The 14,285-nt window shown below is 68.4% G+C and carries 17 protein-coding genes; 9 read left to right on the plus strand and 8 right to left on the minus strand.

The features are described 5' to 3' along the window. The first annotated feature begins 9 nt into the window (after nucleotides 1-9). Nucleotides 10-1,362, plus strand: coding sequence for a sulfotransferase (locus KF887_05355; GenBank protein ID QYK42546.1), 1,353 nt, complete (start codon nucleotides 10-12; stop codon nucleotides 1,360-1,362). 15 nt (nucleotides 1,363-1,377) lie between these two features. On the opposite strand, the gene KF887_05360 is transcribed toward KF887_05355, so the two are convergent. From KF887_05360 to KF887_05370, 3 genes are read right to left on the minus strand one after another with little or no spacing between them, the layout of a single operon-like run. Then, nucleotides 1,378-1,881, minus strand: coding sequence for a histidine phosphatase family protein (locus KF887_05360; GenBank protein ID QYK42547.1), 504 nt, complete (start codon nucleotides 1,879-1,881; stop codon nucleotides 1,378-1,380). Then, the gene (locus KF887_05365; GenBank protein QYK42548.1) at nucleotides 1,878-2,564 is read right to left on the minus strand and encodes a ferredoxin; all 687 of its coding nucleotides are present in this window, start codon (nucleotides 2,562-2,564) and stop codon (nucleotides 1,878-1,880) included. Before KF887_05365 ends, KF887_05360 begins: the two co-directional genes overlap by 4 nt. 43 nt (nucleotides 2,565-2,607) lie before the next feature. Continuing rightward, on the minus strand, nucleotides 2,608-2,880 hold the full coding sequence (locus KF887_05370; protein ID QYK42549.1) for a hypothetical protein: 273 nt from the start codon (nucleotides 2,878-2,880) through the stop codon (nucleotides 2,608-2,610). A gap of 11 nt (nucleotides 2,881-2,891) precedes the next feature. On the opposite strand from KF887_05370, the gene KF887_05375 reads away from it, so the two are divergent. Next, entirely contained in the window at nucleotides 2,892-3,254 is a 363-nt protein-coding gene (locus KF887_05375) for an IS1595 family transposase (GenBank protein ID QYK42550.1), read from the plus strand. 401 nt (nucleotides 3,255-3,655) lie between these two features. Here KF887_05375 and KF887_05380 read toward each other — a convergent pair whose 3' ends face one another. Further along, nucleotides 3,656-4,060 (minus strand): hypothetical protein, encoded by a 405-nt coding sequence (locus KF887_05380; GenBank protein ID QYK42551.1) that lies wholly within the window; start codon nucleotides 4,058-4,060, stop codon nucleotides 3,656-3,658. A 590-nt stretch (nucleotides 4,061-4,650) separates the two neighbouring features. After that, nucleotides 4,651-5,535 carry an acetylglutamate kinase gene (gene argB / locus KF887_05385; protein QYK43447.1) on the minus strand — a complete coding sequence of 295 codons (885 nt, stop codon included), beginning with the start codon at nucleotides 5,533-5,535 and terminating at the stop codon, nucleotides 4,651-4,653. Nucleotides 5,536-5,655: 120 nt separating this feature from the next. On the opposite strand from argB, the gene KF887_05390 reads away from it, so the two are divergent. The 6 genes from KF887_05390 (at nucleotide 5,656) to yihA (ending at nucleotide 12,323) form a co-directional block, all read left to right on the plus strand. Continuing rightward, nucleotides 5,656-6,387: an SDR family oxidoreductase gene (locus KF887_05390; GenBank protein ID QYK42552.1), complete on the plus strand. Its 732-nt coding sequence runs from the start codon at nucleotides 5,656-5,658 to the stop codon at nucleotides 6,385-6,387. Between the two features lie 73 nt (nucleotides 6,388-6,460). Then, nucleotides 6,461-7,339: a tRNA 2-thiocytidine(32) synthetase TtcA gene (ttcA, locus tag KF887_05395; protein QYK42553.1), complete on the plus strand. Its 879-nt coding sequence runs from the start codon at nucleotides 6,461-6,463 to the stop codon at nucleotides 7,337-7,339. A 101-nt stretch (nucleotides 7,340-7,440) separates the two neighbouring features. Beyond that, entirely contained in the window at nucleotides 7,441-8,961 is a 1,521-nt protein-coding gene (locus KF887_05400) for a GGDEF domain-containing protein (protein QYK43448.1), read from the plus strand. A gap of 106 nt (nucleotides 8,962-9,067) precedes the next feature. After that, a complete protein-coding gene (gene yidC, locus KF887_05405; GenBank protein QYK42554.1) occupies nucleotides 9,068-10,921 on the plus strand; it encodes a membrane protein insertase YidC in 1,854 nt (617 codons plus the stop codon). Continuing rightward, the gene (locus KF887_05410) at nucleotides 10,918-11,676 is read left to right on the plus strand and encodes an MOSC domain-containing protein (protein QYK42555.1); all 759 of its coding nucleotides are present in this window, start codon (nucleotides 10,918-10,920) and stop codon (nucleotides 11,674-11,676) included. Before yidC ends, KF887_05410 begins: the two co-directional genes overlap by 4 nt. Next, entirely contained in the window at nucleotides 11,673-12,323 is a 651-nt protein-coding gene (gene yihA, locus KF887_05415; protein ID QYK42556.1) for a ribosome biogenesis GTP-binding protein YihA/YsxC, read from the plus strand. Before KF887_05410 ends, yihA begins: the two co-directional genes overlap by 4 nt. Nucleotides 12,324-12,460: 137 nt before the next feature. Here yihA and yidD read toward each other — a convergent pair whose 3' ends face one another. Genes yidD through rpmH form a run of 3 tightly spaced genes read right to left on the minus strand, consistent with a single transcriptional unit; the run spans nucleotide 12,461 to nucleotide 13,285 of the window. Continuing rightward, on the minus strand, nucleotides 12,461-12,709 hold the full coding sequence (gene yidD / locus KF887_05420; GenBank protein QYK42557.1) for a membrane protein insertion efficiency factor YidD: 249 nt from the start codon (nucleotides 12,707-12,709) through the stop codon (nucleotides 12,461-12,463). Continuing rightward, a complete protein-coding gene (rnpA, locus tag KF887_05425) occupies nucleotides 12,706-13,113 on the minus strand; it encodes a ribonuclease P protein component (GenBank protein ID QYK42558.1) in 408 nt (135 codons plus the stop codon). The genes yidD and rnpA overlap by 4 nt, the downstream gene beginning before the upstream one ends. Nucleotides 13,114-13,150: 37 nt before the next feature. Beyond that, nucleotides 13,151-13,285: a 50S ribosomal protein L34 gene (rpmH, locus tag KF887_05430; GenBank protein QYK42559.1), complete on the minus strand. Its 135-nt coding sequence runs from the start codon at nucleotides 13,283-13,285 to the stop codon at nucleotides 13,151-13,153. A 267-nt stretch (nucleotides 13,286-13,552) separates the two neighbouring features. On the opposite strand from rpmH, the gene KF887_05435 reads away from it, so the two are divergent. Continuing rightward, entirely contained in the window at nucleotides 13,553-14,284 is a 732-nt protein-coding gene (locus tag KF887_05435; protein QYK42560.1) for a TVP38/TMEM64 family protein, read from the plus strand. The last annotated feature ends 1 nt before the right edge of the window (nucleotide 14,285 follow it).

Consider the following 14,285-nt stretch of genomic DNA (forward strand, 5'->3'; position numbering starts at 1 on the left):
GCAATCCCGGTGCGGCCGCTGATCTTCGTTCTTGGCGTCCATCGCTCGGGTACCTCGGTTCTGACAGCGGCGCTCCAGGCGCTCGGCTGCACGCTGGGCGAATTCGAGGACGTGCGCGCCGAGGAAAACCCCGAAGGGTTCTTCGAGCATCCCGGCGTGCGCGACCTCAACGACCGGATGCTGGCGGCACTCGGTTCCTCCTGGGACGACTGGTCGCTCCATGCGGGCGAGGTTGCGCGCCGCCTGTCCGAGCTTGATCCCTTCCGCCAGGATGCCGCAACCCTGCTGCGCTTCGCGCTGGAAGGCGACGGCCCGGCGGCGGTCAAGGACCCCCGGATCTGCGCGCTCTGGCCGTTCTGGCGCCGCGCGGCGGCCGATGCCGGCTTCCGGCCGCGTGCGGTGATGATCCTGCGCCACCCTGACGAGGTGGTGGCCAGCCAGGTGGCCCGCGCCACCCGCAACCGCCACGAACACCGCCTCATCGGCCGGCCCGAACCGATGCGCGCGCTCTGGGTGGTGGCCACGACCGGGCTTCTGGCCGACCCGCCGGATGACGGGATCTATCTCGTGCGCCATGCCGATCTGGTGGGCCAGCCGCAGCCGGTGCTTCAGGCGCTGACGCGCGACCTTGCGCTGCCCACGCGCCCGGCCAGCCTGCTGGCCTTCGCGCGGCAGGGGGTCAAGCCCGGGCTGCACCGCCAGCGCCGCGCGCCGGATGCCGCGCCCGCCGCCTCGGCCTGGGGCGATCTGGCGCGGCAGGTGTTCGACGCACTGGCCGATCCCGGCGGCAACCGCTGGCTTGCCCCTGCCGATGCCGCGCAGGTGCTCGACGCGGTGCCGCAGGCCCGGGCCATGCTGCCCTGGCTGGCCCCGATGCGCGACACCATCGCCCATGTCCGCGCCGCGCCCGCCGCAACGCCCGCACGCGCCGCCCGTCCCGATGACGGACCGCTGCGCCAGGCGGTGCAGGTTCTGACCGCCGCGATCATGCGCAGCGGCGACGCGCAACTCCTGTCCGACCTCGACCGCGCGCTGGCCCCCCGCAGGCTGGAACTGGCCGCCGATCCCGACATGGCCCTTGTCGCCGCCCGGGCCGCCGAGAATGCGGGCCGCACCGGCGATGCGCTTGATCTCTACGCGCGGGTCATCGCTGCGGCCAAGGGCAAGCTCGGCGCCCATCTGCGCCGCATCGCCCTCCTGGATCGCCTCGGCCAGCCCGACGAGGCCGCCGCCGCCCGCGCCGCCGCCGCCGTCATCTTTCCGCAGCACCCGGCCTTCCGCGATGCCCCGCCCGCCGACAGCGCCCCCCCCGAGGCCACACCGCCGCAGGCCGCCGGTCCGGCACCGGGGGCCAAGGTCTGACGCCCGGGCGGGCCGCTATCCCACCAGCTCGCGCGGCACCACGAAATCGACTGTCGCGCCGGTGCCAAGGGAAACCCCGGCCCAGCTGTCCACGGCGAAATCCGCCACCAGCGTCGCCCCAGTGGGATATTTCGCAAACCCCTCGTGCAGCGGCGGCCGCACCACCAGCCGGTGCGCGAACTCCGCAATCCCCGGGTTGTGGCCGATCATCATCACCGTATCGCCCCGGCCATGCCGCAGCACCGCCAGCATCACATCCGGCCCGGCATGGTACAGCGCCGGCTTCAGCTCCAGGATCGGTGTCCCGGGCAGGGCGGGGGCCAGCCCGCTCCAGGTCTTGCGCGTCCGCAGGCTGTCCGAACACAGCACCTCGTCCGGCACATAGCCCCGGCTGGCCAGCCACTGCCCCAGGTCGGCCGCCGCCGCCTTGCCGCGCTCGTTCAGGTCGCGGTCATGGTCGGGGGTCAGCGGATCGTCCCAGGACGATTTGGCATGCCGTGTCAGGATCAGGCGCTTCATCGTCCCCCCCGGTGAAACTGGCCCATGTGATAGGCCGACTGTTCGGGCATCCTGTCATACAGTTGTGACACCGGGCAAGCGCGCCGCACGGCACAGCCGCGCCCCATGCAATCCGCTCCGGCGCGGCGGTCCAGAAAGCCGTGGCACTCGGCCAGCCCATAGCCCGCGCCGGTCAGCGCGCCGGGCGGGCAGGCGGTCAGGCAGGGGCGGCCCGCGCAGGTCTCGCAGGGGGCCGCGGCGGGCGGCGGCGGCAGGTCGATTGCCGCCTTCAGCGCCAGCGCCCCGCGAAAGCTCACCCACAATCCCTGCGCGTCATGCACCAGCAGGCGCACCGGGCTTTCCCAGACCCGGCCGGTCCGCATCGCCCATGTCTGGAACGGATGCCACGGCGGCCCGCCGAAGGGAAACAGCGCCTTGGCCCCCAGGTCGCAGGCGATGCGTCCCACCACGCGGCGCGACCAGCGATCCACCGGATCGGGGGCGCCGTCCTGCCATTCCGCCGCCGCCGTCAGATGCGGCCAGAACCCCGCACCCGGCCCCACCATCAGCACCGTCCGCGTGCCCCCGGGCAGGCCAGGCTCGTCCTCCGCGCAGGCAAACCCGCCCAGTACCTCCAGCCGTTCGGCCGCCAGCCGCAGCGCAATGTCCGCCAGTGTCGCCGGAACGGCAGCATCAGGCTCCATCCCAGGCGCGCGGGTCTCTTGTCCTGCCATTCCAACCCCACCGTCATGCCGTCATGTCCGGCCTCCGGGGCCGCGCGATACGTTCCGAAGATGCGGTCCCGGACCGAAAGCGCAAAGCCGAAATTGCTGTCATGCGCAGGACGGTGCAACGAATGGTGAACGCGGTGCCGTCGGGGGTCACGATCCCCGCCCGCAGCACCCGGTCCAGCCAGCCTGGCACCGCCAGATTGGCGTGGCTGAAGATCGCGGTTGCCGACAGCCAGATCGCAAGGTCGAGGATCAGAACGGCCGCACCGAACTCCAGCCACGCGGGCAACTTGATGCGGTGTGTCTACGCTCCTGCTGATCCTCAAGGCGAACATCGCCAAGGACGCGACGGTCCACACTGACGAAGCCATGCAGTACGACAACCTCTACCAGCACTTTGCGGGCCATGCGTCCGTCAACCATGGCGCGGAAGAGTATGTGCGCGGCGACGTGACCACGAACACCGTGGAACCCTATTTCAGCATCTTCAAGCGCGGCATGAAGGGCGTCGACCAGCGCTGCGGCAAGAAGCACCTGTATCGCTATGCCGCAGAGTTTGCATTCCGGTACAGCAACCGTGTGGCGAACGGCGTCGATGACGTAGCGCGGGCAAGCGTTGCGCTCCAAGGGAGTGTCGGCAAGCGACTGTCCTGCGCGCAATAGCTTGCGCAAACCGACTCCGCGTCCTTCGGCAATGGTACGCAGTCAGAGAATGTTACATCATCCGAATCGGAAGTGGTGGTCAAACCCCTAGGAAGGTAACGGTTCGCCGTTGCGTCTACCTCTCCAAAGAAGAAGGGGCGGTTGCCCGCCCCTCCGGTCTGTCAAAGGCCGGGCAGTCTGGGTTGTTCAGGGAAGCCGTGTTTCAGTCTGATCCTGAACGCTTTTAGCCCATACTGCCAAGCGAAAATCCGCGTTCCGTTTCGGAGGCGGATAGAAGCGCGGTAAATGTACCGCGTTTCGTCGGTGTCCATGAGGGTTCTCCCTTGCTGGACGTTAAACCGCCCCCCTAGCAAGCTTCTCAGGGCCTAACGCTAGTGGGGGCGGGCTTCTCGGCGCTCACATCATGAGAAAACGCCCGAAGTTCTAAGAGGATGGACATTTGGGGATGTGTCCTGTTTTGGCTTCACCAGCCTGTAGAGCGAGCCATCGTAGCTCACGACCCCCTCATTCTTGAGGCGAGACAGGAGGCTTGACACTGTGCCGCGCTCAAGCGTCACCTTAGCCTTGGCCGCAGTTTCAACTGCCAAGGCGGCATTTAGGCCCGCGTCACCAGCATCCGCCAGAAGGTCCAGAATCGTCTGTTTGACGTTGGACCTAGGTGCGCGGATTTTCGTTTTCGGCTCACCGCGAGCCTCGCGCTGCATGTCCAAGATCAAGGCTTCTTGCGCTCTGATCTTCTCCACTTCACGCAGCGCCATATCAAGGTCGCGCCGGATAGAATCCAGCCTTTCCTGAAGGCTTTGCATAGTCGGACCTCTTGCCATATCCTCTTCTCCGAAGTGGTGGCCCCGGCGGGGATCGAACCCGCAACACCCTAGGAAGGTTTCGGTTTTAAAGACCGCTGCGTCTACCAGTTTCGCCACGGGGCCGTTGCTACATCTTGGGGGAGGTGCGTCCCACCCCACAACAAATATACGGTACAGGGCAAGTTGCGCCAAGAAAAATCTGCGTCATGCGTTTAACGCACGAAAAATATATGCGTATCATATGGTTAAGCAAGACGAACGTCCGCGGGTCGACCGCTTCCGAGAAATAGCCCGCCAGCTTGAGTGCGACGACGACGAGGCCAAGCTGACAGAGACCTTGAGGAAGATCGCCAGCCGCAGGATCACCCCGTCGGCCATGCCGCGTCCCGGAACACTTGCGCCGTGGTGAACGTGATGGCCCGGACCACGGTTGTCCGCCCCGCCCCTGCGTCGCCCCCGATTCGCCGGCCGTGTTAACCGTCCGCGCGCCCGACCTCGGCCAGACGCGTGCCAGACGCAGGCCAGACGCAGGCCAGACCGTTCACACCCCGTTAATCCCCGGTGTTAATGCAGCGCCCGCAAGGGCTTGGCTACCGCCGCACACGCGGCTTGATGCGCGGCTCCGTCGACCGGATCTGCGACCCCGTACCATGCTCGGTGAACAGTTCCAGCAGGCAGGCATTCGGCACCCTCCCGTCCAGAATCGTCACCGCCCGCACCCCCTCGTCCAGCGCCATCAGCGCCGTCTCGGTCTTGGGGATCATCCCGCCCCCGATCGTCCCGTCCGCGATCATCGCCCGCACGTCCTCGGGCGTCAGTTGCGTCAGCAATTCGCCCGCCCGGTTCTTCACCCCCGACACGTCGGTCAGCAACAGCAGGCGGTCGGCCTGCAGGGCCCCCGCGATCGCACCCGCGGCCGTGTCGCCGTTGACGTTGAAGGTCTCGTTGTCGGCCATGCCCGTGGCCACCGGCGCCACCACCGGAATCATCCCGGCCCCATACAGGTCGCGCAGGATTTGCACATTCATTTCAACGGGTTTCCCGACGAATCCCAGCTCCGGATCATCCGCCTCGCAAACCATCAGGTCATCGTCCTTGCCGGAAATCCCGACCGCCCGCCCGCCCTGGTCGTTGATCGCCTGCACGATCCGCTTGTTCACCAGACCCGACAGGATCATCTCGACCACTTCGACCGTGGCCTTGTCGGTCACCCGCTTGCCGCGCACGAAGTCCGACCGGATGCCCAGCTTCTGCAGCATCTCGTTGATCATCGGCCCGCCGCCATGGACCACCACGGGGTTCACGCCGACCTGCTTCATCAGCACGATGTCGCGGGCGAACTCGGCCATTGCCGCCTCGTCGCCCATCGCGTTGCCACCGAACTTCACCACGACCACGGCGCCCGAGTAGCGCTGCAGGTAGGGGAGTGCCTCGCTCAGGATACGAGCGGTTGCGATGCTGTCTTCGATGGTCATGGTCTGGCGTCTCATCCGCGGCCCCCGGTTGCTGTCCCCGACTACCCCTTTGGCGCGCCCCTGTGAAGCCGCTTGCCGTTCCCGACCGGAACCGTCAGGATCGCCCGGCAGGAGCCCGACATGCCAGAACAGAAGGTCCTCGTCCTCACCGGCGCCTCTCGCGGCATCGGCCATGCCACCGTGAAGCGGTTCTCGGCCGAAGGCTGGCGGGTGCTGACCTGTTCGCGCCAGCCCTTCGATCCCCGCTGCCCCTGGCCGGGGGGCGAGGACAACCACATCCAGCTTGACCTGGCCGACCCGAACAAGACCATCGCCGCCATCGAGACCATCAAGTCCAAGATCGGCGGCCGCCTGCATGCCCTTGTGAACAATGCGGGAATCAGCCCCAAGGGCGAAGGGGGCGGCCGCCTGAACACGCTGAACACCGACCTCCGGGTCTGGGGCCAGGTGTTCCATGTGAACTTCTTCTCCAGCGTGATCCTGGCACGCGGCCTGCAGCCCGAGCTTTCGGCCGCGCGGGGCGCCATCGTCAATGTCACCTCGATCGCGGGCGTCCGCGTCCATCCCTTCGCGGGGGCGGCCTATGCCACCTCCAAGGCTGCGCTGGCCGCGCTCACGCGCGAGATGGCGCATGACTTCGGCCCCCTGGGCGTCCGGGTCAACGCCATCGCCCCGGGCGAGGTGGAAACCGCGATCCTGTCGCCCGGCACCGACAAGATCGTGGAAAGGCTGCCCATGCAAAGGCTTGGCCAGCCCCGCGAGGTCGCCGACGTGATCTGGTTCCTGTGCTCCGACCAGTCCTCCTACATCTCGGGGGCCGAGATCGAGGTCAACGGCGCCCAGCACGTCTGAACCGGGCGGGGCCCGGCCGCTTGATTTGCGCCGGGCGATGGCGCAAAGCGGCACGGCACAACCGGAGGGGCCGATGCTGGACGACGACGAGCCTGCCGAAATCCATCCGCTGTTCCACGGCGCACCCGCCAGCCTGGAATTCCGCAAGCTGCGCAAGCGCCTGGTGCGCGAGGTGCGCGACGCGATCGACACCTACGGCATGGTCGAGCCGGGCACCCGCTGGCTGGTCTGCCTGTCGGGCGGCAAGGACAGCTATGCCCTGCTGGCGATCCTGCACGAGTTGAAGTGGCGCGGCCTGCTGCCGGTGGACCTGCTGGCCTGCAACCTCGACCAGGGCCAGCCCGGGTTTCCCGCCACCGTGCTGCCCGATTTCCTGACCCGCATGGGCGTGCCACACCGGATCGAGTATCAGGATACCTATTCGGTCGTGGTGTCGAAGGTGCCGCAGGGGCGGACCTATTGCTCGCTCTGCTCCCGGCTGCGGCGCGGCAACCTCTACCGCATCGCGCGCGAGGAGGGATGCAGCGCCGTGGTGCTGGGCCACCACCGCGACGACATCCTGGAAACTTTCTTCATGAACCTGTTCCACGGCGGGCGGCTGGCCGCCATGCCGCCGAAACTGCTGAACGAGGATGGCGATCTGCACGTCCTGCGCCCGCTGGCCTTCGTGGCCGAGGCCGACTGCGACCGGTTCACCCGCGCGATGGGCTATCCGGTCATTCCCTGCGATCTCTGCGGCAGCCAGGAGGGGCTTCAGCGGATGCAGGTCAAGCGGTTGCTGGACGAATGGGAAGCCCGCACGCCCGGGCGGCGGCAGGTGATGTTCCGCGCCCTGATGAACGTGCGGCCCTCGCATCTGGCCGATCCGGCGCTGTTCGACTTCGCGGCGCTGCTGCGGGGCGAATCCGGAGAGATCGCCGAAAATCCGCCGCAACTTTCCGCGCGCGATTAAGAAAACGATCAGGGGCAGGGCCCTAGGGTCTGCGGCGGTGCGGCGGGCGCACCGTGCGGCAAGGGGGCCCTGCGATGCGGCATCTGGACGGGACGCGGCTGATGGCCGGGGCGGCGTGGGCGCTGGGGCTGATCCGGCGGCCCGAACTCATGGTATTCCTGCCGGCGGTCACGCTGGCCGCCTTCTGGCTCGGCGGCGAACGCTGGCTGATCCTGATCGCGCTGGGCATGCCGATGCTGTTCGCCATGGCCGGCGCCTTCCGGTTCCGCGACCCGCAGTTGCCGCCGCTGGCCGAAGGCATGTCGGGGCTGGCGCTGCGCCCCCAGATCGTCAGCCAGATGGACGAGGTTCTGCGCGACAGCCAGGTGACGGGCATGACCACGGGATGCCTGGTCGTCCAGTTTGACGATGCCGACCGCCTGCTGGATCGCCACGGCCGGGCCGCGCAGACCGAGGTTCTGGCGCGCTCGGCCGAGCGCATCTGCTCGGCGCTGCGTCAGGGCGACACGGTGGCACGGCTGGAAGGCGGCGGCTTCGCCGTGGCGCTGGGTCCGGTGCGGCGGCTCGACCTGGAAATCATGGTGCAGCTGTCCGCGCGCGTGCAGGCCGCGCTGGCGCCTCCGATCTCTGTCGATGGCGCAAGGCTTTACGTCCAGGCCTCGGTGGGATTCTGCCTGGGCGCCCGGGCGCCCCTGCCGAACGGTCGCGCCCTGCTCGATGCCGCGCAGGTGGCGGCTGATGAGGCGCGGCGCAACGGGCCCGGTGCCATCCGTGCCTATGCGCCCGACATGGCGCGCAAGCGCGCCGACCGCGACGCCTATCGCGCGCAGCTGGAAACCGCGCTGGACGAAGGGCAGATCCGCCCCTGGTTCCAGCCGCAGCTGTCCACCGATACCGGCGCGATCACCGGGTTCGAGGCGCTGGCGCGCTGGGTGCATCCGGAACGCGGCGTCGTGCCGCCCGCCGAATTCCTGCCCGCGATCGAGGAGGCGGGCCTGTCCGACCGGCTAGGCGAGGTGATCCTCTACAACGCGCTGGTCGCGATGGCGCGCTGGGAAAAGGCCGGGCACCGCATCCCGACCGTCGGCGTCAACTTCTCGGGCGCCGAACTGCGCAACCCGCGACTCGCCGAGAAGCTGCGCTGGGAACTCGACCGGTTCGACCTGACACCCGAACGGCTGTCCATCGAGGTGCTGGAAAACGTGGTGGCCGAGACCGAGAACGATGTGATCGTGGCCAATGTCGCGGAACTGTCGCGCATGGGCTGCGGCATCGACCTGGACGATTTCGGCACCGGCCATGCCTCGATCACCAACATCCGCCGCTTCGCCGTGCGCCGGGTCAAGATCGACCGCAGCTTCGTCACCCGCATCGACGACGATCGCGAACAGCAGCGCATTGTCTCGGCGATCCTGTCGATGGCCGAACGGCTGGGGCTGGAGACCCTGGCCGAGGGGGTCGAGACCGCGGCCGAACATGCGATGCTGGCGCAACTCGGCTGCGGCCATGTCCAGGGGTTCTCGATTGCCCGCCCGATGCCCGCCGAGGATACGCTGGCCTGGATCGCAGCGCACCGCGCCCGCCAGACCGCGACCCCCCGCATCGGACACCGCGCACGCTAGGGCAGGGTGCCGCGCACCGCCCGCGCGGGGGGAATCCGCTTGACCTTTCGCCCCCCCTGTCGTTGAAGCACCCCTGACCCGAATTCCCGGACCTCTGGTGCGACCGATGGACGACAACAACCGGAACCTCATCCTGGCGACGGCGCTCAGCTTCCTCGTCATCCTGGTGTGGTTCATCCTGTTCCCGCCGCCCGAACCGGTGGTCGACCCGAACGCGGGCGCCCCGGCCGCGGCGACCGAGGCGGCCACCCCGCCCGCGGCCGGCGGCACCGCCGCCGCGCCGGTCGAACCGGTGGCCGCCCAGGCCCTGCGCCTCGACATCGACACGCCGCGCCTGACCGGTTCGATCTCGACCCTCGGCGGCCGGATCGACGACCTGTCGCTGAAGACCTATCGCCAGACACTGGCGCCGGGGTCCGACATCGTGCACCTGCTGACCGCCGTGGGCCAGCCCAACGCCTATTATGCGCTCTACGGCTGGGCGCCTGCCGGTGCGCTGACCTTCGACGACGTGCCGGGCGCCAACACCACCTGGACCGCCGACCCCGCCGCGCGCCTGGCTCCCGGCCAGCCGGTCACCCTGACCTGGGACAACGGCAAGGGCCTGACCTTTACCCGCAGCATCGCGGTCGATGACCACTACATGTTCACCGTCACCGATGCGGTGACGAACGCCACCGGCGCCCCCGTCAGCCTGCAGCCCTACGGCATCGTCGCGCGCCACGGCAAGCCGGGCGACCTGCAGAACTTCTTCGTCCTGCACGAAGGCGTCGTCGCCCGCGCAGACGGCAAGCTGGCTGAAACCGACTATGACGACCTGCGCGACCTTCCCGTGGTCGCGCGCGAGGCCGCGCAGGCCCAGGTGACCGAGGCCACGACCGACGGCTGGATCGGCTTTACCGACAAGTACTGGATGACGGTGCTGATCCCGCAGCAGGGGCAGCCCTTCACCGCCGTCGCCAAGTATGTCGCCCAGTCCGACATCTACCAGGTGGAAACCCGCAAGGCGCTGATGACCGTGGGCACCGGCGAGACCGCGACATCGGCCACCCGCCTGTTCGCCGGGGCCAAGGAATGGGCCACGATCCGGGGGTATCAGAACAACGCGGGCATCCCGGGGTTCATCGATTCCATCGACTGGGGCTGGTTCTTCTTCCTGACCAAGCCGATCTTCGCGCTGCTGCACTGGCTCAACGCCGCCATCGGCAACATGGGCCTGGCGATCATCGCGCTGACTTTCGTGCTCAAGGCCATCGTCTTTCCGCTGTCCTACAAGTCCTATGTCTCGATGGCGCGGATGAAGGAACTGCAGCCCGAGATGGAGGCGCTGAAGGAACGCGCGGGCGATGACAAGCAGAAGCTGCAAAAGGAAATGATGCAGCTCTACAAGGACAAGAAGGTGAACCCGGCGGCGGGCTGCCTGCCCATCCTGCTGCAGATCCCGATCTTCTTCTCGCTCTACAAGGTGATCTTCGTCACCATCGAGCTGCGCCATGCCCCGTTCTTCGGCTGGCTGACCGACCTTTCGGCGCCCGACCCGTCGTCGCTGTTCAACCTGTTCGGCATCCTGCCCTGGGACGCCCCGGTGGTGGGCAGCCTGATGCACCTGATCTTCATCGGCATCCTGCCGATCCTTCTGGGCATCTCGATGTGGCTGCAGCAGAAACTGAACCCGACGCCAACCGATCCGACGCAGGCCGCCGTCTTTGCCTGGATGCCCTGGATCTTCATGTTCATGCTGGGCGGCTTTGCCTCGGGCCTGGTGGTCTACTGGATCGCGAACAACGTGATCACCTTCGTCCAGCAGTTCCTGATCATGCGCAGCCACGGCCACACCCCCGACATCTTCGGCAACATCAAGTCGAGTTTCCGCAAGAAGCCCGCAGCCGCCGCCGCCGGCGCCAAGCCCGCGGCCAACAGTCCGAAGGCCCCGGCGAAAAAGACCCCGGCCAAGAAATGAACGGCAGCGTCGCGCATCTCTGCCGCCATCCGATCAAGTCGGGCGGTCATGAAGAGATCGCGCGCGCGGTGCTGACGGCGGGCCGGGCCTTTCCGTTCGACCGCGAATGGGCGGTGGCCCATGCCGCCGCGCGCTTTGGCGCCGCGACCGACAGTTGGCAGCCCAAGCTCAACTTCCTGCGCGGCTGGGCCTCGGCCGACCTGATGGCGGTGTCCTGCACCTCTGACGAGGCCGCGCGCCGCGTCACGCTGCGCCACCCCCGGGCGGCCGCGATCACCGTCGCGCCCGATGACCCCGGCGACCAGTCCCGGCTGATCGACTGGCTGCGCCCGTTCTGGCCGCAGGTGCGGCCCGACCCCGCGCATGTCATCCACGTGCCCGGCGTGCCGATGACCGACGTGCCCGATCCCTTCGTCGCGGTGCTGAACCTGTCGTCCAATCGCGCGCTGTCGCAGCGGCTGGGCCAGGCGCTGTCGATCCACCGCTGGCGCGGCAACATCTGGCTTGACGGTCTTGCCCCCTGGGAAGAGTTCGATCTGGTCGGGCGCGACATCCGCATCGGCGATGCCACGCTGCATGTCGAACAGCGCATCACCCGCTGCCGCGCGACCGAGGCCAACCCCGAAACCGGCCGCTTTGATGCCGCGACGCTGCAGGCGCTGCAGGATGGCTGTGGGCATCAGGATTTCGGCGTCTATGCCCGCGTCGTGCAAGGGGGCGAGGTCGCCGTGGGCGACCTCTGCGGCTTCGCATGACGCTGCCATTCCCCGAGGCGCCCGAACCTGACGAGACCGCGCGCGAGGCGGGGCGCCTGCTGTTCGCGGGCCCGGTCGATTTCGTCAAGGGCGTCGTGGCGATGTCGGGCCTGCCGCCGGCAGACCGGGTCGAGGTCTGCTTCGCGGGCCGGTCCAACGTCGGGAAATCAAGCCTGATCAACGCGCTGACCGGGCGCAAGACACTGGCGCGCGCCTCGAACACCCCCGGACGCACGCAAGAGATCAACTATTTCGCCCTGGGTGACACGCGCTATCTGGTTGACCTGCCGGGCTATGGCTATGCCGAGGCGCCGGTGGCCACGGTGGCGAAGTGGCAGGCGCTGCTGCGCGCCTATCTGGCGGGTCGGGTCACCCTGCGCCGCGCCTTCGTGCTCATCGACATGCGGCATGGGATCAAGGCAGTGGATGCCGAGATCCTGACGCTGCTCGACCGGTCCGCCGTGACCTTCCAGGCCGTGCTGACCAAGGCCGACAAGGTCAACCGCGCCACGCGCGAGGCGACCGTGGCACAGGTGCAGGCGGCGCTTGCCAGACATCCGGCGGCCTTTCCCGAGATCGTGCTGACGTCCGCCGAGACCGGCGAGGGCATCGCCACGCTGCGCGCCCTGATCGCCGGTCTGGCCTGAACGCCCGGCCCGGGCGGGGCATCGCGGCGAAGGCCGGCGCGGCACCGGGCGCGCAATCCTTAACGCATGATGAAGGCGCGACTCCAACCTGTTGATTTCGAACGCGGTGAAAAGCGTCCCACGATGGGACGCCCGGGTCACTTGCCGTGGTCATGCTCCGGGTCTGCCCCCGGAACCGGGTCGTATCCCGACCCGCCCCCCGGATGGCACCGCCCGATTCGCCGGATCGCCAGCCAACTGCCCCGGATCGCGCCGTGCCGCTCCAGTGCCTCCAGGGCATAGGCCGAACAGGTCGGCTGGAACCGGCAGCCATGACCGACCCAGGGGCTCAGCAACAGGCGGTAGGCCCGGACGGGCAGGGCGACCAGATGGGCAAGCGGGCTCATCGCCGCCCCCCGTGCACAGTCATCAGCGCGGTTTCAAGGTCGGACAGCAGCAGCGCGAACTCCCGCTCCGTGGTGGCACCCGGCCGCCCTACCAGCACATAGTCCCAGCCCGGCCGCGCCAGCCGGGGCAGAACCGCCCGCACGGCCTCGCGCAGGCGCCGCTTGGCCCGGTTGCGGGCGACGGCGTTGCCGATCTTCTTGGAACAGGTGAACCCCACGCGCACCCCGGGCAACCCGTCCCGCCGGTCCCTTGCCTGCAGCAGGAAGCCCGCGGTCCCCTGCCGCCGCGCCTGCGCCGTGCGCAGGAAATCGGCCCGCCGGGAAAGCATCGCATACGACAACACCGCCGAGGACCCGGGGCACCCGGCATCGCTGCCTGTCTGCCCATCCTCCGGCGGTGTCATGGTCTTGTCCCGGATGGCCCGCGCGGGGGCCGGTGGATCAGGCCGAAAGCTTCTTGCGGCCCTTGGCGCGGCGCGCGGCCAGAACCAGGCGGCCGCCCTTGGTGGCCATGCGCGCGCGGAAGCCGTGGCGCCGCTTGCGGACCAGTTCCGAGGGTTGATAGGTGCGCTTCATCGCGGCTCTCCATCCATCAGGGCAGCGCGAAACCGGACGGATTCGAGCGCCGCATCATTCGAAGCCCGCCCTTTACGGACCCGCGCCCCCCAAGTCAATGCACCCGTCCGGGTTTGCGGCAAGAATCGCGTGCGGGGCGGCGTGCCCGCGCGGTGATGTTTCAGGCCCGGCCCCGCTGTTCAATCGCGCGTGACCGCAGGTAACCTGCCCCAGGCTGCCGCGTAATGCGTATGGTCCGGGAACCCGAAGGAAGAGGCGACGCTGCATATGGCCACCGGCCCCCACCCGAAGCCCGCCCCGAAGACCGGGCTGGCACGCAAACTGCCCTTCCTGGCCATCCTGTGCGCCGCCGTGGCGGGGGCGTTCCTGTTGCGCGATCACCTGGGGTTCGAGGCGCTTGCCGAACACCGCGAGACGCTGATCGCGTTCCGCGACGCCAACTATCCGCTGGCGGCCCTGGCCTTTGTCCTGGCCTATGCCGCCATCGTCGCCCTGTCGCTGCCCGGTGCCACGATCGCCACGCTGACCGGCGGGTTCCTGTTCGGCATCTTTCCCGGCGCCCTGTTCAACGTCGTCGCGGCGACGGCCGGGGCCGTGGCGATCTTCCTGGCGGCCCGGGCGGGTTTCGGTGCCGGCATCGCGCAGCGCATCGAGACGGGCGGAGGCGCTGCGGCGCGCTTGCAGGCGGCGCTGCGCGAGAACGAATGGTCGGTGCTGTTCCTGATGCGGCTCGTGCCTGCCGTGCCGTTCTTTCTGGCGAACCTGATCCCGGCCTTCGTGGGCGTAAGGCTTTCGCGCTTTGCGATCACCACATTTCTGGGGATCATTCCGGGCGGTGTGGTCTATACCTCGGTCGGTGCCGGTCTGGGCAAGGTCTTTGCCCGGGGCGAGACGCCGGATCTGGGCATCATCTTTGCCCCGCATGTGCTGGGGCCGATCCTGGGTCTTGCCGCATTGTCGGCGCTGCCCATCCTTCTGAAACGCTGGCGCAGGGGCTGAA

This window comes from Paracoccaceae bacterium (genome assembly GCA_019454225.1).
Lineage (GTDB): Bacteria > Pseudomonadota > Alphaproteobacteria > Rhodobacterales > Rhodobacteraceae.

Coding starts and splice junctions, on each gene's coding strand:
- KF887_05360 (QYK42547.1), bottom strand. CDS start 1,881: ATGAAGCGCCTGATCCTGACACGGCATGCCAAATCGTCCTGGGACGAT.
- KF887_05365 (QYK42548.1), bottom strand. CDS start 2,564: ATGGAGCCTGATGCTGCCGTTCCGGCGACACTGGCGGACATTGCGCTG.
- KF887_05380 (QYK42551.1), bottom strand. CDS start 4,060: ATGCAAAGCCTTCAGGAAAGGCTGGATTCTATCCGGCGCGACCTTGAT.
- argB (QYK43447.1), bottom strand. CDS start 5,535: ATGACCATCGAAGACAGCATCGCAACCGCTCGTATCCTGAGCGAGGCA.
- KF887_05390 (QYK42552.1), top strand. CDS start 5,656: ATGCCAGAACAGAAGGTCCTCGTCCTCACCGGCGCCTCTCGCGGCATC.
- ttcA (QYK42553.1), top strand. CDS start 6,461: ATGCTGGACGACGACGAGCCTGCCGAAATCCATCCGCTGTTCCACGGC.
- KF887_05400 (QYK43448.1), top strand. CDS start 7,441: ATGGCCGGGGCGGCGTGGGCGCTGGGGCTGATCCGGCGGCCCGAACTC.
- yidC (QYK42554.1), top strand. CDS start 9,068: ATGGACGACAACAACCGGAACCTCATCCTGGCGACGGCGCTCAGCTTC.
- KF887_05410 (QYK42555.1), top strand. CDS start 10,918: ATGAACGGCAGCGTCGCGCATCTCTGCCGCCATCCGATCAAGTCGGGC.
- yihA (QYK42556.1), top strand. CDS start 11,673: ATGACGCTGCCATTCCCCGAGGCGCCCGAACCTGACGAGACCGCGCGC.
- yidD (QYK42557.1), bottom strand. CDS start 12,709: ATGAGCCCGCTTGCCCATCTGGTCGCCCTGCCCGTCCGGGCCTACCGC.
- rnpA (QYK42558.1), bottom strand. CDS start 13,113: ATGACACCGCCGGAGGATGGGCAGACAGGCAGCGATGCCGGGTGCCCC.
- rpmH (QYK42559.1), bottom strand. CDS start 13,285: ATGAAGCGCACCTATCAACCCTCGGAACTGGTCCGCAAGCGGCGCCAC.
- KF887_05435 (QYK42560.1), top strand. CDS start 13,553: ATGGCCACCGGCCCCCACCCGAAGCCCGCCCCGAAGACCGGGCTGGCA.